This is a genomic window from Labrys okinawensis (assembly GCF_002982075.1).
Classification (GTDB): Bacteria; Pseudomonadota; Alphaproteobacteria; order Rhizobiales; family Labraceae; genus Labrys; species Labrys okinawensis_A.
Map to the genome: position 1 here is coordinate 143,351 of NZ_PUEJ01000011.1, position 24,487 is coordinate 167,837.

Here is a 24,487-nt window from a genome sequence, read left to right on the forward strand (position 1 = left end):
AAAACCTATATCAAAGGCTATCGATCTTTTCTTGCTGAGCTTTGGTTACCGCGCGATTTGGCAACCGCGTTTTGAGCGAACCTCCCTTTAAAGCATCGTTATCATCATCTGCAGTGCTTGCGCGCTGCGGTCGTCTATCTTGCTAAGAAAGGGTTCTTCGTGACCACTGGCACAGTTAAATGGTTCAATTCCACCAAGGGCTTCGGTTTCATTCAGCCTGATGATGGTGGCCCGGACGCGTTCGTCCACATCTCGGCCGTCGAACGCGCCGGCATGCGCCAAATCGTCGAAGGCCAGAAGCTGGCCTATGACCTCGAGCGCGACAACAAGTCGGGCAAGATGTCGGCCTGCAACCTGCAGGCAGCCTGATAAATCCGGGATCTGCTTTCCCTTGACCACGGATGTACTGGCACTGCCGAAAGCATGAGACCGAGCGAGGTCAGGCAATTTGCCTGACCTTTTTTGTTGCAGCTCACCCGCTGAGCGCCCTTTACGAGGAAAGCCATGACCGAGAGCTACAGCAAACCGCGTCAGCAGGCCGAGATCGCTTTCGGAAAGACGCAGTCGCAGTCCGTCGCGCGTAAACGCGCCTTCGAAGAACTGAACTCGATCGTGGTCGCACGCGACGAAAAAACCTCAAGGCTGCGCGAGGCTCGTCTCGCCCGACTGGTGCAGGACGGCGTTACGCTGGCAGTCAAGCCCGCGTCGAGAAGGCGCTGCAAGGCCTTGCGGCTCTGGAGCCGGCCGATGCCGATGCCGGCGCCGTCGCGACCACGATCGCCGACATCGTCAACGCGCCCTTCGGCAAGCGTCCCTACCGCGTCTTCATCGATCCGTCGCAGGACGGCGCCGAGGAGGTGTTCCGCGTCGGCGACCGCATGCGCCGTGAGATGTTCCAGAACATCGGCCTCAAGGATCTGCTCAGTCCTCGCATCAACGCCTGAACGCCCGGGCGCATTCGCTGTTGCGCTCCGATGGGCGCGACGGCGAACCGATCGGCAATCTCCTAGCGAGCGAAGAACGATCTCAAGCAAAAAACCCGCGGGTGGGTGCGTGAGCGATTAGGATGCCATGGCTTGCAAAAGAGACATCGTCGCCACACCGGCAGAACACCGTTCCGCACAGACCATGGGCTTAGCTGGTTTGCTTTGCGTCCCGTTCCGGTCGTTCGGGCTCGACCGGCTTACCCCGCAAACCCGCCGTTCGTTCAGCGATAGGGCAACGGCTGCCGCTGGAGGCTCTCGTCCGACCGCTTTGCCCCAGGCCGCGGTCGCGAGCGGGCAGTTACTGCGTGCGCTGCGTCTCAAGACCGGGACACGCCCGCGAGAAGGGCTTGGTAATCAGCCAGCCTGCGGGACATGAATTCCGTGAACAGCCGGACGCGCTTCGTCTTGCGCGTCTCCCCCTGCGTGAGAAGCCAGATGGTCCCGTATTGATGCAGCGCCGTACCAGGTACTCTCACAAGCTGCGGATCGGCATCTCCGATGAAGCACGGCAGGGTCGTGATCCCCAGCCCCTGCCGGACTGCGGCAAGCTGCCCCTCGCCATCGGTGACCCTAAACAAAATCTCGGCAGTCTGAATGTCACCTGCGCTGGCCCAGCTCGGGATGCCGTGCATGCTGATTACGATCCACCGAAGCGAATCAAGCGTATCTTCACGCCATTCGGTTAGACGATCGCGGGAAATGTAGACGCCGCCGAAAATGTCCGGTCCCTTAAGGCCGTGGAGATTGGGCGGAAGCGTCTGGCGATCGTAGACGACGCGGATCGCGACATCGGCCTCCCGATTGGTGAGATTGGCCAGTTCGCCGGACGACAGGATCTCCATCTCGATATCCGGATGACGACGCGCGAATACGGCAAAGTCGGGCATCAGCAAGTGTGCGGCAAGGTTCGGAGCCAGAGTGACCCTCAGGCGCCCACGCACCGTTTGGTCACGCCCGAACACCCGCGTCTCCAGCAAATGGGATGACGCTTCCATCTGATCGGCCAGTTCGAGGACTTCTTCGCCGGCAGCCGTAAGCCGGTAGCCGGAGGGCAGCTTTTCGAACATCCGAGCGTCAAGCTGCCCCTCGAGCTGGGCAACGCGTCGCAACACGGTCGAATGATTCACGCCAAGCCGCGTCGCGGCGGCACGCACCGAACCGCTGCGGGCGACAGCAAGAAAGTAACGGACGTCGTCCCAATCGATCATGGTGCATTCTTGCGCCATGCAAGGCACCTTTCCAGCACCGATGTTCGTTTTTCGCGCTTACTCACTGGATCGATTTCGCACCACGGACGTGCGGATTTCCGCACTCAACGGCCGGCGCTTGCGGACCCATCTCCCAATCCTCCGGGGCATGCCCCGCACGATCAGACATCGTATTTGAGGAACAGTCATGAGAAAGCTCGACGGTAAGGTTGCAGTCATCACGGGGGGTGCGACCGGCATCGGCTACGCCGCGGCAAAGCGCTTCCTCGATGAGGGGGCCTTCGTCTTCATCTTCGGCCGGCGGCAGGATGCGCTCGACACGGCCCTTGCCAGCCTCGGCCCCAGTGCCCGCGCAATAAAGGGTTCGGTCTCCAACGAGGCTGATCTCGACCGGCTCTACGCGGTGGTGAAGGCCGAGCGCGGAACTCTCGATATCGTCTTCGCCAATGCCGGGGCTGGAAGTCCGCTTCCGCTCGGCGCGATCACCCCCGAGCATATTGACGAAACTTTCGACACCAATGTGAAGGGCACGATCTTCACGGTGCAGAAGGCGCTGCCGCTCATGGGGCCGGGCGGTTCGATCATCCTCACTGGTTCGAGCGCCGGCACAACCGGGGCGCCCGGTTTCACCGCCTACAGCGCGAGCAAAGCCGCGGTGCGCAATCTCGCCCGGACCTGGGCCGAGGACCTGAAGGGTACCGGCATCCGGGTGAACGTGCTCTCGCCCGGGGCGACGGCGACCGAACTCGCCAAGGAAGCACTGGGAGAGGAAGGTCAGGCGGTATTCGCCTCGATGACCCCGCTCCAGCGCATGGCCGACCCCGCCGAGATCGGTGCCGTGGCCGCTTTCCTCGCATCCTCGGACAGCAGCTTCATGACGGCGAGCGAAGTCGCGGTCGACGGCGGCCTGGCGCAACTCTGACCTTGATCGAAGGAGAACAGACATGACCTACGCGATCATCGGTTTCGGCGAAGTTGGCCAGGCACTGGCCAAGGCATTCGCCCGCAAGGGCATCGAAGTAGCCGTGGCTACCACCCGCGATCCGGAAAGCTTCGCATTCGCTGCGGCAGCGATCGGGCCCGGAGTCATTCCCAAGACGCTCGCCGAGGCTGTAAAGGCGGATGTCGTCTTCCTGGCGGTGCGCTTCCAGTCGCACCCGAATGTGGCGAAGGCGCTGCCCAGCTGGGAGGGCAAGATCATCGTCGATGTGACCAACGCCTATGGCGTGCCTGACGAGGAGCTGGGCGGACAGCCTTCCGCGAGGATCGTCGCCGACGCCTTCGCCGGCGCGAAGCTGGTCAAGGGCTTCAATCATCTGGCCGCCCCCATTCTGGCGGAGGCTCCAGCCTCGCATGGCGGTCGGCGAGTCGTGTTTCTGGCGAGCGACGATGACGGCGCGGCTGCCGAGATCGGCGGGCTGGCGGACAAGCTCGGCTTCGCACCCATTCAACTCGGCAGGCTTGCCGAAGGCGGATTGCTTGTGCAGGGCCATGGCAATATCTGGGGTCGGCTTATCTTCAAGGACCTCGTCAAGTTCGACCGTTGATTTTAAAGCGAAGGCGAATGGGGCGTGAGCGCCATTCGCCTCAATGCCGGGAGTTGGGGTAGAGGCCCTCGGCGTCACTCATGTGGAGCGGGTTCTCCCTGTGGACGAAGAACCGGAATCTAGTATTCGCCGGTACCCGTCAGATCCAGCGCGGCCGTGCTGCTAATCTTATGAGCGCCGGCCGCTGGTCCATTTCGTCACCATTCGGCTGGCTTCAGGGACCGCCTGCCATGGACCCCACGACCACCATGACGACCGCATCCACGTCGACTTCACCATCGACGATGGTCGTGTCGCCATCCCGCCGAACCTTCAGCTTCGACGGGTTTTCGGCAGCCTGCCTTTCGAGTTCCTCGATCACTGCCGTGACCGCCTTGGCCTCGAGTGGTCGCTCGTTCATGTTCTCCGCATTCATCTCCAGAGAACCTCGTTTCTTCGCTGGTCATGGGTCTGCATGCACGATTGGAGACCTTCCCTGCCCAGAGAGCCGAGCAGGAAAATACCCGCCGACTGAGCAACCGCCGGCGGGCAAGTCGGTCGGATGTATGGGTCCAACAAATGGCGTCAGCGCCTGTTCCCGCCACTGGCGTTTTCTCCTGGGTCTTGGCCCAGAAATTTCAATGCTGCTGAGCAGAGACGAGGAACAAAGGGTCTACATTGGTGTTCGGACGCCCGAAGCATTCCGAACTGAACGACGCCGGCGGGTCGAGTGGCGTCCCATGCCCGAGCCGTAACGGCGGGCATGGCAACAGGGTCGAGGAGTAGCGGAAGTCGCCGAGCGCTTCCCCTCGACGGTCCCGGCGCTCAGCATCGCTGCTTGCGCCATCACCAAGCCAATGGAGGTTTCCATGCTGCATCAAAGTCTGGACGAACTCCGGCTCAAGGCCGACATCGTACCGCTTCAGGCCGAGCGCAAAGCGCTGACGCGCGCCGAACGACGGGAGCGCTGGGCCTTGCTCCTGGACAGGCATGACGCTCCGCTTGTGCCCTTCCTGCGTATTGAAACCTATTCGAAAGTGGCGCGGGGCGCCTTGCGCGTTGACCAAGGTCCCGTCGCTCTCGCCTATGATGACGCGGTCCTGCGTGCCGACGGCCTGGCCGGCGACACATTCGGCGATGCTTGCAATTATTTCGAGCTCAGCCAGGGGCTGGCCCATCGTCTGCTGTGCGACTGCCATTATCGTGGTACGATGACGGGACCAAAGGTCGCTGCCAGGCTGCGCGCGGCTGAGAATGGGATCTTCCGACATGTCCTGAACTGGGTTTTCCGGCAGTAATCGGAAAACGCACGACATCGCGGCCGACACATATGCGGCTTGGAAGCAAGACGGCCTCCGAGATGTCCCGGCGGTCGTCCGCGGCCGCAGTCGATCATATTCCGGCGCAAGTGCTGCCGAGACCGATAATCGGAGCTTTCCCGAGGGCTCGCCGAAGGACCCCGAGGGTCCGCAGGGGCTCGTGGTCTTCTTGGCCTTTGTTGGCTTCGATGCCGTTTCCACGGCGCCTCAGGAGGCTAGCCCCTTTCAGCAAAGGCTTCCTGCATCGCCCGCAGAATGATCAGGGCGGACGCTGCGCCGGGATCCATATGGCCCAGGGACCGTTCTCCAAGCCGGGCGGCGCGGCCGCGGGTCGCGACCATGGACCTCGTTGATTGCGCGCCTTCTGCGCCGGCCTCCACGATATGGCGCCACATCTGCCCGATGGTCAGGCCGTTTGCCTTGGCGTGAACGGCGACCTCCATTGCCGGAACCCATGTGTCGAGCATCGTCTTGTCCCCGCGCTGCCCTTTGCCACGCAGCTGGATACCCTTGGTAATGGCTTCGACGATGGCGACCTGTTCCGGCAGGTCGAGGGACTGTTGGCTTTTCAAGGCCTTGGAAGCGTTTTGAAAACCCGTCGCGTAAAGGGGGCCGGTGGATGCACCGACGGCGTCGAGAAAGGCGGAGGCCGCTGCCGCGAAGACGTCGGAGGGCGTGGCCTGATCAAGATCGAGTCTCGCGAGCGCGCCGTTGACGGCCGAAAACCCCAAGGCCATGCTGATGCCGTGATCGGCGTCGCCGATCGCGCCGTCGAGGTCGGACAGATATTCCTTCTCCGCCTTTATCGACAGAGCAATCAGCTGGAACATCCAGCTGAGGCGGCGCGCTGCGGTTTCCGGCATTGCATTGATCTCCCGAACAGCGTGGAATTCTCATTGGACCGCAGGTAGCGGTCCTGCAGGAGGCGCCCCTTTTGCGGTGACCCGAAGAAAGGCGGTATCGCAAGGATGCGACAGGAGATCGGATAGTTCCTGATCCAGGTGCAGGATGGATATGGATGCACCGTTCATGTCGAGCGACGTGCAGTAATGGCCGACCCAGTTCGCCGCGATGCTGATCCGCTTGGCGCTGAGACGCTCTTCCACGCGCTTGAACAGGATGTAGAGTTCCATCAGGGGGGTCGAACCGAACGAATTGACCAGAACCGCCACCTGATCTCCCGGGCCGGCAGCCATTTCGGAAAAGACCCTGTCCATGATGCGGTCGACGATTTCGTCGGCTTGCATCATCTTCTCGCGAATGACGCCCCGCTCGCCATGAATGCCCATGCCGATTTCCATCTCGTCAGGACCGATCTCGAAGTTGTGCCGGCGGGTTTGCGGCAGGGAACATGGTTCCAGCGCGACCCCCATCGTATAGGTGCGCCTGTTGGCCTTGCGCGCGATGGCCTCGCATTCCTCGAGCGACAGTCCGCGATCGCAGGCGGCGCCGGCGATCTTGAAGACAAAGAAATTGCCCGCCACGCCGCGCCGTCCGTCGCGATCCTCGACCGGTGAGGAGGAGATATCGTCAGTCGTCAGCACCGTACGTGTGGGTATGTTCGCCTCCTGCGCCAGCTCGGCCGCCATTTCAAAGTTCATGACATCGCCGACATAGTTGCCGTAGACGAAAAGGACACCGGCTCCGCCCGAGGCAGCCTTTGCGCATTCGAGGATCGGAACAGGGGGAGGCGAGGAGAAGACGTTGCCGATCGCCACCGCGTCGGCCAACCCCTTGCCGACATAACCGAGAAAGCAGGGTTCGTGGCCGGAACCGCCGCCGATGACCAGGCCGACCTTGCCCGCACGCGGGCCATGGCGCGCAACCAGTGCACGCTTTGAGCCGTTGATCGGCGCGACATGAGCAGCATGCGCCTTGATGACCCCGTCAAGCATTTCATCGACAACGTCATCGGGGTTGTTGAGAAATTTCTTGATATGGGTGCGGTTATGGCTGGGCGGGACAGCCGAAGGTTCCTGCCGCAAGCGTTGGGCAGGCTTGCTGTGGATCTGCGCCACCCCGTCGGCATGGAGGATGCCGCGCCCGGTCGCCGCATCGGTGATCAACACGCTGACATAGCCGCCTCTCAGCGCCGCCAGAATGGCCGGCACCTTGTCGAAACCGCCGGCAACCGCAATGCGCATGTCGCTATCGCGCAGCCGATCGAGTGAAATGCCGATCGTCCTGTCGTCCAGAGGTCCGGAAACGGGGTGGCCATGGGCGTCGATGAAACGGCCAGCAATCACGCCGACGGCATTTCTGGCCAGATAGTCCTGGATCGACACGTCCTCGAAGAATCCGCTCGTGTGGATCGTCGAATTCGGCCGAAGGGACGAAATGCCGAAAAGTGCCTTGTTGGCTCGGGTCAGCGAGTGAAATTGCTCGGCAATGACCGGCTCGTCCAAGAAAGCCGATTTGACCTGCGCATTCGACACGATAGCCGGCGCGGTGATGTTGATGAGTTGGGCATTCGTGGCTTTGGCGAGCGCCGCCGCGCACAGCTCCGGCGTATAGGCGAAACCGGCTCGGGTGCCGCCGGTGGCCTGGACGACCGTCACGTCCTGCAGATTGGAGATATGCAGGTTTTCGGCGATGGACAGGACTGTGCGCCCCCATGCGACGGCCACCGTGTCGCCGGATTTCAGCAGCTTTGCAACGGCTTGCGCGCCGGCGGCTCCCAGGCGGTCGATCAAGGTTCGCGATCCGTCATCGTCGGGCACGACGAGGCAGTCGGTCAATCCGAAATGCTGTTTCAGCTCCTGCGCGACGACCAGGGAGCTCAGCCGCGCAGGCTCGATGGAAATGCTGACGATGCCGCGGCTGCGCGCTTCGGCAAGGTAGCTGTTGACCGTTGCGCGCGAGATTCCCATTATCTCGGCGATATCGCCCTGTGTGCGTCCGTCCTCGTAATAAAGCCAGCAGGCCCACACATAGGGATCGTCGCCATATCGCAGCGGTATGACATCGGCCAATTCCGCCTGACCAGGCTTGGCCATGGCGTTTTTTTTACTCAGCGCCATCTTGTTTGCCATTGCTCCTGCGTCGGTCGGGAAGGCTTGCAGGACAATGCCTTTGTCTCGTTTTGCGAAGATTCAAAACAAAAAGCGGCCCGACCCTCCAAGCATAAAGGGGGGCCGCCATGTTGCGCAAATCGGCCGTCTCTTATTGCAGTTGCTCGCGGGCGCCGAGTGACAATTCTTTGAGAATGATGGCGCAGGAGGTTGCCCCGGCGTCCAGGACGCCGCGGGACCGTTCGCCCAGACGGCTGGCGCGTCCGATCCTGGCCACCAAATCTATGGTGGAATCGCGCCCCTTTTCTGCTGCTTCGACAAGCGCATCCAGGGCTTCGGCAAAGGATCTGCCGGCAGCGTTTGCGTCATCGAACGCGGCAAGGGCCGGAACGAATGTGTCCAGAAGCGTCTTGTCGCCTACCTTGGCGGAGCCGATGGATTGAATGCCTTCGAGGCCCGCATGCAGCATGCGGCTGAAGGCGGCGGCGTCGATGGCGTCGACACCCTCGATCTTTTCGGCGAATTCCGTAAACATGACGCCATAGAGCGGTCCCATCGAACCGCCGATCTCGGTCATCAGGACGGTGCCCAGCGTGTCGAGCGAGCCTGAAAGGGAGGCGTTCTTGCCCTTGAGCCGCTCGGCAGCCAGGTTGAAGCCTTTCGCCATGTTGACGCCGTGATCGCCGTCGCCGATCTTGCCGTCGATTTCGCTGAGATAGGCCCGATTTTCGATAATGCGTTCTGCCATGGCCAGAACGATGTCGCCGGCTTCCGCATTGTTCAGGGTTTGCATGAGGCGTTCTCTTTACAAGATTGCAGCGCAGCGCACGTCCGTATCGAGCAGTTCCTTCAGTTCGTCGTCAAGAGCCATGACCGTCAGGGTTGCGCCGATCATTTCCAGCGAGGTGAAGTAATTGCCGATATAGGTGCGATGGATTTTCAGGCCGCGTTTGACGATCTCGGATTCGATCGTATCGTTCAGGATGTAGAGTTCATTGAGCGGTGTCGCACCGAGGCCGGAAACCAGCACGGCGACTTCGGTGCCCTCGGGAAGATCGTGGTCGTCGAGAACGATCGTGCACATGTCGCGAGCGATCTCGGCCGCGGATTTCAGCGGCTCCACGCGGACGCCCGGCTCGCCGTGATGGCCAATGCCGACCTCCATCGTGCCCGGTGCGATCTCGAAATTCGGATGGCCGACAGCCGGCAGGGTACAGGGACCGAGGCCCACGCCGATCGAACGGCAATTGTCGATCGCCCTTTGCGCAGTCGCGCGAACGGTCTCGAGCGAGGCGCCCTTTGCCGCCTTGGCGCCGCCAACCTTCCACATGAAGATCTCGCCAGCGACGCCCCGGCGTTTTTCGCGCTCGTCGCGGGACGCCGAGCAGACATCGTCGTTGGCAACCACAGTCGCCACTTCGATGCCGTCCTTTGCGGCGAGCTTGATCGCCATCTTCACGTTCATGTTGTCGCCGGCGTAATTGCCGTAAAGGCAGACTACGCCCTTTCCGCCATCGGCCTCACGGATGGCATCGTAGAAACTCTTGGCCGTGGGGGAGGAAAACAGTTCTCCGACAGCGACGGCATCGAGCATGTTCTCGCCGGTATAGCCAATGAAAGCCGGCTCATGGCCGGAGCCGCCGCCCGTGACGACGCCTACCTTGCCAGCACGAGGCGCATTCCTGGCGGCGATGACACGGGGATTGTCGGCGAGGCGAACAATATCGGAATGGGCCTTGACGAACCCTTTTACCGTGTCCTCGACGACTTCGTCGGGATTGTTGACGAACCGCTGCATGATTTCTCCTATGGGTTCCTGGAGCGCTTCGGCTCAAAGGATCGTGTAGCCGCCATCGATCAGCAAGTCGGCGCCATTGATCATATCCGCACCGGCGGAAGCGAGGAAAACGGCCGCAGCCGCGATTTCCTCGGGAAAGGCGAACCGACCGGTGGGAATGCGTTTTCGGGCGGCATCGCCCTTCTCTCCCGCCCAGGCCTTCTTGCCCAGTTCGGTGAGCACGATGGTGGGAGAAAGCGTGTTGACGGTGATGCCGTATTTGCCCCACTCGGCCGCAAAGGTCTTGGACATGCCGATCACGCCGAATTTCGAGGCGCAATAGGCCACATGCTCCTCGATGGCGACAGTGCCCGCCTGCGAAGCGAGATTGATGATCCTGCCGCCCTTGCCGGCACCGATCATTTCCCGGCCGACAGCCTGCGTGACCAGGAAGCTGCCTTTGAGATTGATGTCGATCGTCCTGGTCCAGTGGTCCAGCGGCAGATCTTCGGCCGGAGCCAGGAACACGACCCCGGCGCTGTTGACCGCGACGTCGATGCCACCAAACGCAGCCTTCGTACCCGTGATCGCGGCATTGACGGATTCAGGATCGGTGACATTGCACACGAATGCTCGTGCGCCATTCCCAAGCTTGGCCGCCTGCACGGCGGCGAGTTCGGCGTTGATGTCGAGAACGGCGACCCGGGCTCCCTTGGCGGCGAAAGCCGCTGCAATGGCCGCACCGATACCGGAGGCGGCTCCGGTGACGAGGGCGACCTTGCCGGAGAGCGGAAAGGTCAGGTCGATTTGAGGCGCGATATCGGTCATGTCGATGGGTCCTGTCGGCGGAAGGCGCGGGGCGAGGCGATGCCCCGCGCGTAAGAATCACTTGCTGCGAGCGGCGAGCAGCTTGTCGACATTGTCGGCGGTGACGGGCGTCCACGGCACGTTGTATTCCTTGGCGGTGCCATTGTTGAACGGCATGCTGGGATACTGGGCCCAGATATCGGATTGCGGCTTGTAGTTGCCCTTCCTGGCCTGGAAGATGGCAAGGTCCAGGGCTCCCTGCGCCTGGGCGCGGGCATCCTGCAGGATCGAGGTCATCGTGCCCTGCTTGACCGCATGGAGCGCGTCGGTGACGCCATCGATGCCGGCAATCGCGAAATCCTTGACGTTCAGCTTGGCCGCCTTGATGGCCTCGATCGCGCCGAGCGCCATCTCGTCATTCTGGCCGATGACGCCGTTGATCTGGCCGGGATGTGCCGTCAGCCAGTTTTCCATCAGGGTCTGCGCCTCGGCGCGTGACCAGTTGGCGGTCTGGTCTTCAATAACCTTTACATTCGGGCATTCCGCCAAGGCCTTCTTGTTGCCTTCGAGGCGGGAGATCTGTGCCGACTGCCCGATCGGGCCCTCGATGATGACGACATTGCCCTTGCAGCCGATCTTGTCGAGCACGCTCTTGGCCTCCAGATAGCCGGAGATCGTGTCGTCGGAGCCGATATAGGACGACAACAGGTCGGAGTGGACGCGCGTGTTCGAGCCGACCACGGGAATGCCGGCATCATGCGCGGCCTGGACGGCGGTGGCACCGGCCTCGATGTCGATGGGCACGAAGATGATCGCATCGAATTTCTGCGTGATCATCGTGTTGAACTGTTCCTGCTGCACGAGCGCATCGTAGCGCCCGTCGAAGACGGTCAGTTCCACCTCTCCGCTCTTGACGGCGGGATGCTCCTTCAGCGCCGCCGTCCAGATCTGCATGAACTCGGCGTTGAGGCCGTAAGGGGCCGCGCCGATCTTGATTTTCTTGTCCTGCGCCAGGGCCGGCGTCACTAGCAACGCCGTGGCCGCGGCCAGGGCGAAAAGCAGTTTCCTCATGGTCGTTCTCCTCCGAAAAAATGCCGCAGCCTTGACGGCACGCGGTTCTGGATCGCGGGCGCGAGCGTCCGGATGGCACGGGGCTTACTCGCCCTGGTTTCTCTTCTGGTCCAGCATCACGGCACCGACGATCAGGGCACCCTTGAGAACCTGCTGGTAGTAGGATTGGATGCCCATCAGATCGAGGCCGTTGTTCATCACGCCGATGATCAGGGCGCCGATCAGCGTGCCAGTGATACGACCGACGCCACCTGACAGGCTGGTGCCGCCGATCACCACGGCCGCGATGGCATCGAGCTCGTAGGCGATGCCGGCCTGGGGTAGGGCGGAGCCGGTGCGGGCCGCCAGCATCATGCCCGCCAGGCCCGAAAGTCCGCCGGAGATGACGTAGACGCTGAAACGGATGCGGGCAACGTTGATGCCCGAGGTCTTGGCGGCATGCGGGTTGCCGCCCACCGCATAGATATAGCGGCCGAAGCGCGTGCGGTTCAGGACCCACCAGGACAGGGCAAACGCAACGGCAAGCAGGATGACGGGTGCAGGAATGCCGAACAGGCTGCCGGTGCCGATCCAGCGGAATTCGGGCGTGAGAGCGGGCACGGGCCGGCCTCCGCCATAAATGAGTGTCAGGCCGCGCGCCGCCGAGAGCATGCCGAGCGTGGCCACGAAGGCCGGAACCGCGAAACGCGAGACGATGACACCGGAAACCGCGCCACAGGCAAGCCCGACCAGAAGACCCACCGCCAAGGCGAGGTAGAACGGGTAAGGCGCGCCCGACAGGCCAGCTGTTGCCGACGTGGTCGCGAAACTGGCGGCGACGATGCCGGTGAGTGCCGCTACCGAGCCGACCGACAGATCGATCCCCCGCGTCAGGATGACGAAAGTCATGCCAACAGCCAGGACGCCGTTTATGGCGGTCTGCAACAGCACGTTGGAAATGTTGCCCGCGGTCAGGAAGTACTGGTTGGAGAACGACAGGATCAAGGCCAGCAACAAGAAGGCAATGAAGATGCCATATTCCTGGACGATCAGCCGACGATGTTCCTTGCCGGGCCAGATGCTGGTCGAAGGATTCTGGTTAGCGGACACGTGGATTTCCTTCTTGTGCCGGCCGATACACCGGGACGTCGATCTCAGGTGGACAGATGCACGAGCGACTGCGCGTCGGTTTCTTCGCGCCGATGGATCCCGGCTGACCGACCCTGCCGCATCACCAGGATGCGGTCGGACATGCCGAGCACTTCGTCTATTTCGGATGAGATCATCACGACCGTGCCGCCCGCCGCCGCGAAATCGCAGATGATGCGGTAGATCTCGCGCTTGGCGCCGACATCGACGCCGCGCGTCGGCTCATCCAGCAGGAGAAGCCTGGGCTGGCGCAGGAACCACTTGCCGAGCACGACTTTTTGCTGGTTGCCACCGGACAGGCCGGAAACCGGCATGGTATCGCGCGCTGCCTTGATACCGAACCGCGCGATCATGTCGGCCGAGGCAGCCCGTTCCCGCCGGTGCTGCATGATGAAACCCGGGCTCAACTCCGGCAGGCTCGCCAAGCAGATGTTGTTGCGCACGCTATCGGAAAGATTGAGGCCGGTGAGCTTGCGGTCCTCGGTGACGAGCGCGATACCCGCGCGCATGGCGTCAGCGGGACGAGAAATGGCCAGCTTCTCGCCGTCCAGGGTAATACTGCCGGCTGTCGGCCTGTCCAGGCCAAACAGGCAGTCGAAGATCTGGGTACGACCCGATCCCATCAGGCCGTAGATGCCGAAGATCTCGCCCCGGCGCACCGAAAATGAAATGTCCTCGATCTTGCCGGGAGCGGTGAGACCGCTGACCTCGAAGCTGATCGTCTCGGCGGGACGGTTGGTCTTGACATATTCCTCCCCGAGTTCCCGGCCGACGATCATGCGGATCAGCTCGGGCCGGGTGATATCGGCCAAGGCCCCGCTGCCTACATAACTGCCGTCCCGGAAGACGGTATAGGAATCGGCGATCTGGAAGATTTCCGACAGCCGGTGGGAGACATAGACGACGCCCTTGCCGGCGGCCTTGAGCCGCTCGATGGCCGAGAACAGGTGCTGGGCTTCCTTCTCGCCGATGGCGGAGGTCGGCTCGTCCATGAAGATGACCTCGGCGTCGTGGCTCAGCGCCTTGGCGATCTCCACGAGCTGCATCTGCGCCACCGAGAGATTCATCATGTATTGGCTGGCACGGATATTGAAGCCGAGCTGATCGAACAGCGCCTGGGCTTCCCGGTTCATCTTTCGGAAATCGATGCCGCCGAAGCGGGCCGACGGTTCGCGCCCGAGGAAAATGTTCTCGGCCGCCGTCATGTGGGGAACCGGGCTGAGTTCCTGTTCGATGATGGCAATGCCGGAAGCCAGCGCTTCGGCCGGAGTGGAGAACTCCACGGCCTTGCCGCGGCGGCGGATCACGCCGGCGTCTCTGCGATGCAGCCCCATCAGGATCTTCAGGAAGGTGGACTTGCCCGCGCCGTTGCCGCCGCACAGGGCATGGACGGACCCCGCATGGAGCTTGAAGGCGCCATTTCGCAAGGCAGCAACGCCGCCGAAGGACTTTTTGAGCCCTTCCACCTCAAGCAAGAGATCCACGCTTCCTCTCCTCATATGCGCTCGCCGCCTGGCGGGCGGGGCACGTCGATGTCATCGGATCCAAATCCGAGCGTCGATATTGACAATTGTCAAAGAAGGATCGACAAATGTCAAGAACTGCAAAGCAGACACGAGCCGTGGCCATCGGGCACCCGGCTTGCCTCGGGAGGGAACCATCAATGACGATTGCGCTCGGCGCGGATGGCGCAGGCAGGCCCCTGCTCGATGCCATCGCGGATCATTGGGCGGGCAGGGGCGACATCACGGTCACGGATCTGAGCCGGCCGGGCCACTACGCCGACATCTCAAAGGTCCTCGCCGAAAGCGTGGTCAACGGAGAACACGATCGGGGGCTGTACTCTTCGCAAACCGGAGGAAAAAGTGTCGTCCTATAGCCTGAACCGGCAGGCGCCTTTTCTGCTGTTGATCAATGCCGCGGTTCTCGCGGCCGGAGCTCTATTGGCGGGCTCCAGTTTCATCGACAGCTACAATCTGCAATCCATGGCGTCGCAGGTTCCCGAACTCGGCCTTCTGGCGCTGGGCGTCATGCTGGCCATGATCTCGGGCAATGGCGGCATCGATCTGTCGGGCATCGCCCTGGCGAACCTTGCCGGCATCGCCGCCTTTCAGGTGACGAGCCATTTCATCGTGGCCGACGACGCGCCGACCCTGTTTTTCTGGGGTTTCACCGGCCTGGCGCTTCTCGTGGGCCTGATCGGTGGCCTGGTAAACGGAAGCGTGATCGCCTATGCGCGGCTGACGCCCCTGATCGCGACATTGGGAACACAGCTGCTGTTCACCGGCATTGCGGTGTTCCTGACGAACGGCTCCGCGATCACCATGGGCTTCATCGAGCCACTGGATGACTTCGGCAACATGCCGGTACTCGGCGTTCCCGTGTGCTTTGCGTTGTTTCTGGCAATAGCAGCCGGACTGGCTTTTCTTTTGAAATACACGCCGTTCGGCATGAAATTGATGTTGCTGGGAAGTAATTCCAAGGCGGCGCGTTATGGGGGTATCAATGAAAAGCGCATGCTGCTGGTTACCTATACCCTCTGCGGCGTGCTGTCTTCCGTCGCCGGGGTCATTATCGCGGCCCGCAATTCCTCGGTGAAATGGGACTATGGCGGCTCTTATGTGTTGATCGCCATTCTGATTGCCGTTCTGGCCGGCGTTAAGCCTGAAGGCGGATACGGCAAGGTGATCTGTGTGCTGCTGGCTGCGACGGCGCTGCAGATTCTCTCCAGCCTGTTCAACTTCATGAACATTTCGAATTTTTTCCGAGACCTTGCCTGGGGCGTCCTGCTGCTCGCCCTCCTGGCCTTCTCACGGGTGCATCTGGGCGTCTGGTTCACGCCGAAGCGACGATAGCCCGGTTCGCGATCCGCTCGGCACCGTGAAGATCCAACAGGACCGGCAGTGCCGATCTTAAAAGACGATTTTGCTTAAAATGGAGGAAACTATGAGCAAGATTACCAAGCTGGCGGCTTGTACGATGCTGGCAGGCATATTGATGGCCGGGGCTTCGTTCGCCCAGGACAAGCCATCCATCGTGACCGTGGTCAAGGTCACGGGCGAAAACTGGTTCATCCGCATGAACGAAGGCGTGGATGCGTTCGGCAAGGACAACCCCGGCTTGAGCGCCAGCCAGATCGGCCCCGCCAAAGCGGATGCGGCTCAGCAGGCCCGCATCATCGAAGATCTCGTCGCCAAGAAAGTGTCGGCGATCGCGGTCGTTCCGATGGACCCCTCCGCACTCGAAGGCGTCCTTCGCCGAGCCTCTCAGCGCGGGATCAAGGTCATCACCCATGAGGGTGACAGCCTGAAGAACACCGATGTCGACATCGAAGCTTTCGACAACAAGGCCTTCGGTGCGCGTATCAACGAAAAGCTCTCCGCCTGCATGGGCAAGTCGGGCAAATGGACGTCGTTCGTCGGCTCGCTGGGCAGCTTGACGCATAACCAGTGGGTCGATGCCGGCGCCGAAAACGCCAAGAAATATCCGGGCATGGAACTGGTTGCCGCCAAGAACGAATCCTTCAACGATGCCAATCGCGCCTACGAAAAGGCCAAGGAGATCCTGCGCAAATATCCGGACATCAAGGGGTTCCAGGGCTCCTCTGCCATTGACGTGATCGGTATCGGCCGGGCCGTGGAAGAAGCCGGCCTTCAGGGCAAGGTCTGCGTCTATGGCCTCGGCCTTCCCAAGGATACCGGACCTTATCTGGAAAGCGGCGCCGTCAATCAGATCTTCTTCTGGGATCCAAAGGATGCCGGCTACGTCATGAACAAGGTCTCCGAGATGGTCCTGAAGGGTGAGGAGATCAAGGACGGGATCAATCTCGGCGTGCCGGGCTACGAAAAGATGACCGTCATCAAGGGGCCCGGCAAGGGCATCATCATGCAGGGCCAAGCCTGGGTTGATGTCGACAAATCGAACTACAAGAAGTTCCCGTTCTGACAACGAGCATCGCTCGCCGACGCGTCTTCCGACGGGCATCGATGCCTCACCGGAGGACGCGCCGGGAGTTCTGGAACAGAGCAGTTTCAAGCGTGAACGCTTATTTGCTCTATCTCCTTGTTTCGACGCGTCTTTGCGATTCTTGGTGCCGCAACCCAATCGCAAAACGCTATGGGAATTTACCATGCATGCGACCGATCCTGCGCCGCCCCCTTTGCCGCCGTTTCTCGAGGTCAGAAACGTCAGGAAATCCTTTGGCGGCGTCATGGCGCTGAAGGATGTCAGCCTGACGATCGAGGCGGGGCAGATCTATCACCTGATGGGGGAGAATGGCTGCGGCAAGAGCACGCTGATCAAGATCCTTTCCGGCGCTCAGCTTGCCGATGAGGGGCAAATCCTGATCGATGGCCGGTCTACCGGAAGCAGGGCCGGCGATCTGGGCGCGATCGGGGCGCTGCGGGCCGGCATCGAGACGGTCTATCAGGACCTGTCGCTCCTCCCCAATCTCTCGGTTGCCGAAAACGTCGCGTTTACCGAGCAACTCGTCGAGGCGTCGGGGCGTCTGGCCCGCAGGCTGAACGTCACGGCGCTCCATGAAACCGCGCGTCGGGCCTTGGCGGAGGTGCATCTTCCGACCGCCGGTGATTTTCTCACGCGTCGCACGGATACGCTGCCGCTCGCGACGCGCCAGTTGATCGCCATCGCCCGCGCTGTCGCGTCCGAAGCACGCCTGGTCATCATGGATGAGCCAACGACATCGCTAACCCGGCAGGAAGTCGAAAACCTGCTTGGCGTCGTCGAGCGGCTGCGCACCAAAGGCGTCGCGGTCTTGTTCGTCACGCATAAGCTCGACGAGTGCAAACTGCTCGGGGGCCGCGCAATCATCATGCGCGACGGGATGAAGGTCGCCGAACTCGACGTCGCCGATCACAGCAAGGCTGAATTCAGCCGGTGGATGACGGGCCGCGAGATCGGCGAGACACGCTATCGAACCGACCCAAAGCTCGGCGATGTCCTGCTCGAGGTCGACACTCTCGATGATGGCCGGGCTTTTCGAAATATCTCGCTGAGCGTGAGAAAGGGCGAGATATTGGGCGTCACGGGGCTGCTGGATTCCGGCCGCAACGAGCTGGCTCTGGCGCTGGCCGGCGTAAAGCCGGCGTTGAGCGGCAAGATACGCCTCGCCGGCAAGACGGTCACGCCCCAATCGGCGCTACAGGCCATACAACACGGCATTGGCTATGTTCCCGAAGACCGGCTTACCGAGGGCCTGTTTCTTGAAAAGTCGATCCAGGACAACATAACGCTGCCGATCCTGGACCGTCTGCGCAATGCGCTCGGCATTATCAGTTCCCGTGGTGCTCGCCGCACCGCGCAAGCCAGCGTTGCCGACCTGCAGATCGTCGCGCCTGACGTGACGGTTCCGGTTCAGTCCCTTTCCGGCGGCAACCAGCAAAGGGTGCTCATCGGGCGGTGGCTTACCATCAACCCCAAGCTCCTCATCCTGCACGGGCCGACCGTCGGCGTGGATGTGGGATCGAAGGACACGATCTTCCGGATCATCCAGCGCCTGGCCGATGACGGCATGGGGGTCATCATCATCAGCGATGACTTGCCGGAGCTTCTGCAGAATTGTGATCGCATTCTCGTCATGCGCCAAGGCTGCATTGTGGCCGCGCACAAGGCCGAAGGGCTGACCGAAGACGCGATCTATCAATCCATGGCCGGCACGTCGGCGGAGATCGCGCAATGACCGAGATTGCATCCACGACCGCTGCCGATCCCCAGCGCCGCGGCTTCTTGCTCCGCTGGTGGGACTTGATGGGGCGCCGCCCCGAACTCTTCACCTTGCTGCTGACCATTGCGACCTGCCTGGTCGTGATCGCCGCCAATCCCGACTTCCTCCAGATGAGCAATATCGTCGACATCCTGCGCGCGTCGGTGGTGCGCGGGCTGTTCGCGATGGGGGTGCTGGTCGTGCTGGCGTCCGGGGGCATCGACGTATCGTTCACGGCGATTGCCGCCTTCGTGATGTATGTCCTGACCATGGTCGTCACGACCTGGTTCCCGGGCATGCCGATGACGCTCATCTTGATCCTTGCGGCCCTCGGCGGTGCAGCCTTCGGAATCGTAAACGGAGTGCTCGTTCAAAAACTCCAGGCGCCGTCGCTGATCGTCACGATCGGCACCCAATATGTCATCCGCAGTTTCCTGCTGACATTCATCGGGACCGCCCTGTTCATGAACATCCCGTCCGCCATGGATGCGTTCGGCAAGGCCTCGCTGTTCACCCATCGCGCCTCGAATGGCGTTGTGTCCGTGTTGCCGGCGACGGTCCTGGTTCTGGCCGTTGCCGCTATCGTCACTTGGTACATCCTGGAACGCACGCTGATGGGCCGCGCCATCTTCGCCATCGGGGGCAATTCTGCGATTGCCGAGCGCCTGGGTATCAATCTGTTTCGCGTGCGGGTGTTCGTGTTTGCCTATGCCGGGTTGCTCGCCGGCATTGCGGGTGTGATCCACGTCTCGAGCAACCGCCTCGCCAATCCGTTCGATCTTGCCGGCATGGAGCTTGAGATCATCGCGGCCGTCGTTCTGGGCGGCGCCCGCATCACGGGCGGCTCCGGATCGGTGATCGGGACGCTGCTCGGTGTGCTCCTGATAACGCTGGTCAGCAACGTTCTGATCTTCGTGGGTATTCCAAGCACGCTGCAGCTGGCCATCGTCGGCATTTTCATCCTGATCGCAGGAACCATTTTCGCCTTGCGCAATCGCGGCTAGCAGGCGCCTGCGGCGCCAGCCAATCTTGTGTCTTATTCCAAGAGGTTTCCATGTCTCATGATGTATCGGTCATCGGGCTTTATATCCTCGACGTGCTCGGGCGGCCGGTTGATGCCATTCCCGCTGGCGGCAATGTGGAGTTCATCGACGAAATCAGGCTGACCGTTGCGGGTACCGCCGGTGGCACGGTGGTGGACCTTGCAAAGCTTGGGCTGAATTGCCTCGCCGTCGGTGCCGTCGGCGATGACGAGAAAGCAGATTTCGTTCTTGCGACACTTCAGCGCTTCGGCGTCGATACGGCTCAGATGCAGCGCCTCACAGGCGTGCCGACATCGGCGACCATTTTGAATATTCGGCGCAATGGCGACCGACCGGCGCTCCATGCGCGAGGGGCCTCCGATCATTTCGAGGTTGCCGAGAGCGCTCTCGATACGGTGCTGGCTCCGCCGATCATTCACCTGGGTGGTACCGGATTGCTGGCCAAGCTCGACGGCGAGCCGAGCCGCAAATTGCTGGCCGAGGCAAAAGCGCGCGGGCGTACGACAACGTTCGACCTGCTCGGCGCCAATGACGGCACGCTCGATCTTATCGCGCCCCTGTTTCCCCATATCGACTACTTCATGCCCTCCATCGAGGAAGCGCGGCAGATTTCCGGCACGTCCGATATCGAGAGTGCGGGCCGGTTCTTCCTCGATCGCGGCGTGAAACACTGCGTATTCACGCTGGGCGGCGATGGCGTGTGTTTCATGGACGCTCACGGCGAGATCGTTCGCCAGCCGGCCTTCCAGATCGAGGTGGTGGACACGACCGGGTGCGGCGATGCGTTCGACGCTGGTTTCATCACCGGCCTGCATCGCAAGATGGATCTGAAGACAGCCTTGAACTTTGCCCAGGCATCGGCGGCACTGGTGGCGACGGGCCTTGGCTCCGATGCGGGCATTCGGTCGTTCGAGGACACGTTGGCCTTCATGAACACGACGCCGATCAGACATTGAACTGCAAAGGAAGCATGCCGGAAATCCGGCCCTTCACGACCCCAAGGCCGGCAGCCTTGGGCAATGATGCGCCTTGTTCGGAAGAGCAGGGGCGCTTGCCGCGGGACTGGCCGCCGGATTGGATCCGCGCCATCGAAGATCCGCAAACCGTTTGCCGCTTCGCGCTCGCCCCTATGCACATCAGCGCGTCTGGGGAGGCGAATGCCGCCGATGTGGGGCGATCCTTCCCCAGATCCTGCGCTCAAGAACCCTGGCTTTCCTGCCGTGAGGCAGCTGAGGCTCCGCGGGTAACCTCTGTCGACGCGCTTCCCACAACTCTTGTAAAAATGAAAATACATGTGTATCGAGTGGTGAAGGCGGCTGGAACTGACTGCAGTCAGACGGCACGCCGCGGGCGGATTTGTTCTGCCTGTCGACCATAGAGGGAGGACTTCATGAATAAGCTCGCGACGCTGATCGCATGTGCCGCTTTTGCGCTGCCTGCTGCAGCCCTGGCCCAAAGCGCGCCCGGTACCGTCAAGAAAGACAGCTACCGCTTTGTCATCGTGCCAAAGGTCGTCCATCCCTGGTTCGATAAGGTAAATCAGGGTGCCCAGCAGGCTGCGGCGGCACTGAAGGCCCAGACGGGCGCCAATGTCGAAATCGTCTATTCCGCTCCCCAGTCCGCGGATGTCGTGCAGCAGAACCAGATCCTGGACAGTGCGCTCGCCACCCATCCCGATGGCTTGGCGATCGATCTTCTGGATCCCTCGGGCAATCGCGCTTCGCTGGAAGAAGCCCAGAGCCAGAAGATCCCGCTCGTCCTGTTCGATTCCGTGCCGCCCGAGGGCATGTCGATCACCCATATCGGATCGGATTTCTGTGAGCAGGCCAAGATCGCTTCGCGCCGTCTCGTCGAACTTCTCGGCGGCAAGGGCGAAGTCGCCATCATGATGGGCGTGCCGACGGCGCCCAATCATGCGATCCGGGCCGACTGCCATCGCAAGGTGTTTGCCGAACATCCCGGTATCAAGGTTGTGGCCGAAGGGATCGACAACGACAGCATTCAGACGGCGCAGCAGCAGGCCGCTGCCATCATGCAGGCGCATCCCGATCTCAAGGGCTGGGTTGCCTCCGATGCCGCGGGGCCGATCGGCATCGGCCAGGCCATCGTCGAAGCTGGCAAACAGGGCAAGGTCACGCTTGTCGGGCTCGATAACCTGCCGGAAATGCTCGACATGATCCGCACCGGCGTCGCGGAGAGTTCTTCGGCGTCGCAGCCTGAACTGCAGGGTTACTGGTCGGTGATGATGCTGTGGGCCAAGGCGACCGGGGCGCCCGTTCCCGATTTCATCGACACCGGCAACGCCTTCCTGACCAAGCAGAACGTGGGCGGCTGAGTATCTCGCACAAAGAGTAGACAGGCGCGGGCTCCTTTGCCCGCGCCTTATCGTCCAAAGTGAAAGACTTGGTCCATGGCCTATCTTGAAACCACCGGACTAGGCAGGGACTTTCCCGGCGTGACTGCGCTCAATGCTGTCGATCTCAAGGTCGAGCTCGGGCGCACACATATCCTGGCCGGCGAAAACGGGGCCGGCAAATCGACCCTGGTCAAGATTCTCACCGGCGCGGAACACCCCTCGCGGGGGACCATCAGGATCGATGGCCGCGATCCCGCCGAAGAGCCCTCCCTCTATCGAAATATCGCCTATGTGCCTCAGGAGCTCACGCTGTTTCCCCAGATGAGCGTTGCTGAGAACCTCTTCATGCCCCTGAACCGCACGGGTCATGGCGGCATGCTGTTCAACCGTCGTGCCTTGATGACGGAGGCGCAGGCCTATCTCGACCGTTTTGGCATCGAGGCTCGCCCTCAGGACCTGGTGGCCAATATCTCGGTCTCGGATCAGCAACTGCTGCAGATCGCGCGCGCTTCCACGAACAAGGACATGAAGGTTCTCATCCTCGATGAGCCGACTTCCGCGCTGACCGGTGTGGAGGTCGAGCGGGTCTTCAAGGTCATGCGCGGCTTCCTCGATCGCAACCATGCGATCGTCTTCATCAGCCATAAGATGGACGAGGTTTTCGCCATCGGCGACGACTATACGGTGCTGCGCAACGGCGAGAAAATCGAAAGCGGACGGATCGCCGATATTTCGGAGCCGGATCTCATACGCGCCATGTCCGGCCGTCATTTGGCGCTGGATGAGCATTTTCGTCCCGAGGGCCATGCGACCGATACGATCATGGAAGTCAGGGGGCTGACCGGTCCGCGTTTCAGCGACATCTCATTCGATCTTCGCCGCGGCGAAATCCTCGGTTTCGCCGGCCTGGTCGGGGCAGGGCGCTCCGAAATCATGCAGACCATCTTTGGGTATCGCAAGGCGAGCGCCGGCAAGGTCACGGTCGCAGGCAAGGACTGGCGGCTCAACGATACGTCCCGTTCCGTCGCGGCCGGCATGCTCTACCTGTCCGAGGAGCGCAAGCTTCACGGCATATTCCCACAGCTTTCGTTGCACGAGAATATCGGTATCTCCATCCTGTCTCTCACCGTCGGCCCCTTGGGCATCAGCCAGAAACGCGAGCGCAGTGCGGTCCGGACCATCATCGACGATTACGGCATCCGCACCGCCGGCATGGGCAAGCGTATCTCGCATCTGTCGGGTGGCAATCAGCAAAAAGCGATCATCGGCCGCGCTTTGGCCACGCGGCCGCAGATCCTGATTTTCGATGAGCCGACCAAGGGCATCGACATCCGCACCAAGGCCGAAATCTACCGGATCATGAAGAGGCTGGCCGAGGACGGCGTCGGAGTCATCCTCATTTCGTCCGAGATCGCCGAACTGCGCAAATGTGCCAGCCGCATCATAACCATGCATAACGGGCGCCTGACCGGCCAATTCGTCACGGCCGACACGGCCACGGAAACGCTGGTGGGCGCCATATTTGGGACTGAGATGAACGCGGATGTCGTCTAAATCACTTGCCACGGTCCTGCGCGATCCACTCGCGGGAGTCCTTGCGGCCCTTGCGGTCATCTTTGCCTTGTCGGCGATCGTTTCACCTTATTTCCTCACTTCCTACAACATGTCCGTCGTGGCCCGCGGCATCGCCTTCGTCGGGCTCATCACCATCGCGCAATCCATGCTGATGGTGCTTGGCGAACTCGACCTGTCGCTGGGCGTGATAGGCGGCCTCTGCGGGATCGCCTCCGGTGTCCTGATGATGAAATTCGGCATCGAGCCCTATACGGCAATGGCGCTCGCCATCGCCCTGGGCGCGAGCCTTGGGTTTGCCAACGGGCTGCTCGTTACGGGCTTGCGGCTGCACTCGCTCGTGCTGACGATCGGCACGGCGGGCATTTACGGCGGTGCGAATCTGGTGCTGACGCGCGGCGTTGCCATCACCGGCATCCCGCAGCAGATCCAGTATCTGGGCCGCGGCGACCTGTTCGGCGTCCCCGTTCCCTTCGTGGCGATGATCGGTGCCCTCCTCGTCGCCACCTTCGTCATGATGAAAACGCCGTTCGGCCGCTACATGTATGCGATCGGCAACAACCGGGGCGCCGCCCGCATGCTCGGCATTCGTGTCGACCTCGTCCGGTTGATCGTTTTCGTGGCGGCCGGCGCTCTCGCAGCACTGGCGGGTGTCCTCATGGTGGCGCGCCTGGGAACGGCCCAGCCATCCATCGGCGACACCTGGGTACTGGCCCCCATCGCGGCTTGTGTGATCGGCGGCGTCGCCACCACGGGCGGCGTTGGCAGTCCCATCGGAGCCATTCTCGGCGCCGGCATCATTGCCATCATCGAAAATATTATCGTCCTGTTTGGCGTATCGCCCTACTGGCAGGGCATTGTCTCGGGTGCGATCGTCGTGCTGGCCATCTCCTTCGATGCCATCTCTCGTCGCTATCTGCGCGGCGAAGCAGCTTGAACGGACATGATTGAAGAATTCGCG

At 61.7% G+C, this 24,487-nt stretch carries 23 protein-coding genes and 1 pseudogene; 13 read left to right on the top strand and 11 right to left on the bottom strand.

Translation table 11 applies throughout. From position 1 onward, the window contains the following. Window positions 1-159 precede the first annotated feature (159 nt). Complete coding sequence (locus C5L14_RS25225) at window positions 160-369, top strand: cold-shock protein (protein WP_105864885.1); 210 nt, start codon at window positions 160-162, stop codon at window positions 367-369. 161 nt (window positions 370-530) lie between these two features. On the opposite strand, the gene C5L14_RS31010 is transcribed toward C5L14_RS25225, so the two are convergent. Together C5L14_RS31010 and C5L14_RS25240 are read right to left on the bottom strand one after the other, a co-directional pair. After that, a complete protein-coding gene (locus tag C5L14_RS31010) occupies window positions 531-1,034 on the bottom strand; it encodes a hypothetical protein (protein ID WP_181161320.1) in 504 nt (167 codons plus the stop codon). A 269-nt stretch (window positions 1,035-1,303) separates the two neighbouring features. Continuing rightward, entirely contained in the window at window positions 1,304-2,194 is an 891-nt protein-coding gene (locus tag C5L14_RS25240) for a LysR family transcriptional regulator (protein WP_105864886.1), read from the bottom strand. Window positions 2,195-2,381: 187 nt separating this feature from the next. On the opposite strand from C5L14_RS25240, the gene C5L14_RS25245 reads away from it, so the two are divergent. Together C5L14_RS25245 and C5L14_RS25250 are read left to right on the top strand one after the other, a co-directional pair. Further along, window positions 2,382-3,116 (top strand): SDR family NAD(P)-dependent oxidoreductase, encoded by a 735-nt coding sequence (locus C5L14_RS25245; RefSeq protein ID WP_105864828.1) that lies wholly within the window; start codon window positions 2,382-2,384, stop codon window positions 3,114-3,116. Window positions 3,117-3,132: 16 nt separating this feature from the next. Beyond that, window positions 3,133-3,741 (top strand): annotated as a pseudogene (locus tag C5L14_RS25250) (NADPH-dependent F420 reductase); the annotation flags it as partial. A 214-nt stretch (window positions 3,742-3,955) separates the two neighbouring features. Here C5L14_RS25250 and C5L14_RS25255 read toward each other — a convergent pair. Further along, window positions 3,956-4,156: a hypothetical protein gene (locus C5L14_RS25255; RefSeq protein ID WP_105864830.1), complete on the bottom strand. Its 201-nt coding sequence runs from the start codon at window positions 4,154-4,156 to the stop codon at window positions 3,956-3,958. 433 nt (window positions 4,157-4,589) lie between these two features. Here C5L14_RS25255 and C5L14_RS25260 point away from each other — a divergent pair, with 433 nt between their 5' ends. Next, on the top strand, window positions 4,590-5,018 hold the full coding sequence (locus tag C5L14_RS25260) for a hypothetical protein (protein ID WP_105864831.1): 429 nt from the start codon (window positions 4,590-4,592) through the stop codon (window positions 5,016-5,018). 236 nt (window positions 5,019-5,254) lie between these two features. On the opposite strand, the gene dhaL (C5L14_RS25265) is transcribed toward C5L14_RS25260, so the two are convergent. From dhaL (C5L14_RS25265) to C5L14_RS25300, 8 genes are all read right to left on the bottom strand, one after another. Beyond that, the gene (gene dhaL / locus C5L14_RS25265) at window positions 5,255-5,902 is read right to left on the bottom strand and encodes a dihydroxyacetone kinase subunit DhaL (RefSeq protein WP_105864832.1); all 648 of its coding nucleotides are present in this window, start codon (window positions 5,900-5,902) and stop codon (window positions 5,255-5,257) included. Window positions 5,903-5,932: 30 nt separating this feature from the next. Further along, complete coding sequence (locus tag C5L14_RS25270; RefSeq protein ID WP_245443582.1) at window positions 5,933-8,035, bottom strand: bifunctional sugar-binding transcriptional regulator/dihydroxyacetone kinase subunit DhaK; 2,103 nt, start codon at window positions 8,033-8,035, stop codon at window positions 5,933-5,935. 166 nt (window positions 8,036-8,201) lie between these two features. Further along, entirely contained in the window at window positions 8,202-8,843 is a 642-nt protein-coding gene (gene dhaL / locus C5L14_RS25275) for a dihydroxyacetone kinase subunit DhaL (protein WP_105864834.1), read from the bottom strand. 12 nt (window positions 8,844-8,855) lie between these two features. Beyond that, on the bottom strand, window positions 8,856-9,848 hold the full coding sequence (locus tag C5L14_RS25280) for a dihydroxyacetone kinase subunit DhaK (RefSeq protein ID WP_105864835.1): 993 nt from the start codon (window positions 9,846-9,848) through the stop codon (window positions 8,856-8,858). A gap of 33 nt (window positions 9,849-9,881) precedes the next feature. After that, window positions 9,882-10,655, bottom strand: a complete 774-nt coding sequence (locus C5L14_RS25285; RefSeq protein ID WP_105864836.1) for a GolD/DthD family dehydrogenase — start codon at window positions 10,653-10,655, stop codon at window positions 9,882-9,884. Between the two features lie 57 nt (window positions 10,656-10,712). Then, window positions 10,713-11,705, bottom strand: a complete 993-nt coding sequence (locus tag C5L14_RS25290) for a substrate-binding domain-containing protein (protein ID WP_105864837.1) — start codon at window positions 11,703-11,705, stop codon at window positions 10,713-10,715. Window positions 11,706-11,789: 84 nt separating this feature from the next. After that, the gene (locus tag C5L14_RS25295; protein WP_105864838.1) at window positions 11,790-12,794 is read right to left on the bottom strand and encodes an ABC transporter permease; all 1,005 of its coding nucleotides are present in this window, start codon (window positions 12,792-12,794) and stop codon (window positions 11,790-11,792) included. A gap of 44 nt (window positions 12,795-12,838) precedes the next feature. After that, a complete protein-coding gene (locus C5L14_RS25300) occupies window positions 12,839-14,317 on the bottom strand; it encodes a sugar ABC transporter ATP-binding protein (RefSeq protein WP_105864839.1) in 1,479 nt (492 codons plus the stop codon). 179 nt (window positions 14,318-14,496) lie between these two features. On the opposite strand from C5L14_RS25300, the gene C5L14_RS25305 reads away from it, so the two are divergent. From C5L14_RS25305 to C5L14_RS25345, 9 genes are all read left to right on the top strand, one after another. After that, the gene (locus tag C5L14_RS25305; RefSeq protein ID WP_105864840.1) at window positions 14,497-14,712 is read left to right on the top strand and encodes a hypothetical protein; all 216 of its coding nucleotides are present in this window, start codon (window positions 14,497-14,499) and stop codon (window positions 14,710-14,712) included. Then, window positions 14,699-15,688, top strand: a complete 990-nt coding sequence (locus tag C5L14_RS25310; RefSeq protein WP_105864841.1) for an ABC transporter permease — start codon at window positions 14,699-14,701, stop codon at window positions 15,686-15,688. Before C5L14_RS25305 ends, C5L14_RS25310 begins: the two co-directional genes overlap by 14 nt. Window positions 15,689-15,779: 91 nt before the next feature. Continuing rightward, the gene (locus C5L14_RS25315) at window positions 15,780-16,778 is read left to right on the top strand and encodes an autoinducer 2 ABC transporter substrate-binding protein (RefSeq protein ID WP_105864842.1); all 999 of its coding nucleotides are present in this window, start codon (window positions 15,780-15,782) and stop codon (window positions 16,776-16,778) included. Between the two features lie 184 nt (window positions 16,779-16,962). Then, complete coding sequence (locus tag C5L14_RS25320; RefSeq protein WP_105864843.1) at window positions 16,963-18,531, top strand: sugar ABC transporter ATP-binding protein; 1,569 nt, start codon at window positions 16,963-16,965, stop codon at window positions 18,529-18,531. After that, window positions 18,528-19,559: an ABC transporter permease gene (locus C5L14_RS25325; protein WP_105864844.1), complete on the top strand. Its 1,032-nt coding sequence runs from the start codon at window positions 18,528-18,530 to the stop codon at window positions 19,557-19,559. Before C5L14_RS25320 ends, C5L14_RS25325 begins: the two co-directional genes overlap by 4 nt. 50 nt (window positions 19,560-19,609) lie before the next feature. Beyond that, window positions 19,610-20,554: a carbohydrate kinase family protein gene (locus tag C5L14_RS25330; RefSeq protein WP_105864845.1), complete on the top strand. Its 945-nt coding sequence runs from the start codon at window positions 19,610-19,612 to the stop codon at window positions 20,552-20,554. A 434-nt stretch (window positions 20,555-20,988) separates the two neighbouring features. After that, window positions 20,989-21,933 (top strand): substrate-binding domain-containing protein, encoded by a 945-nt coding sequence (locus C5L14_RS25335; RefSeq protein ID WP_105864846.1) that lies wholly within the window; start codon window positions 20,989-20,991, stop codon window positions 21,931-21,933. Between the two features lie 75 nt (window positions 21,934-22,008). Then, a complete protein-coding gene (locus C5L14_RS25340) occupies window positions 22,009-23,508 on the top strand; it encodes a sugar ABC transporter ATP-binding protein (RefSeq protein ID WP_105864847.1) in 1,500 nt (499 codons plus the stop codon). Further along, on the top strand, window positions 23,498-24,463 hold the full coding sequence (locus tag C5L14_RS25345) for an ABC transporter permease (RefSeq protein WP_105864848.1): 966 nt from the start codon (window positions 23,498-23,500) through the stop codon (window positions 24,461-24,463). The genes C5L14_RS25340 and C5L14_RS25345 overlap by 11 nt, the downstream gene beginning before the upstream one ends. The last annotated feature ends 24 nt before the right edge of the window (window positions 24,464-24,487 follow it).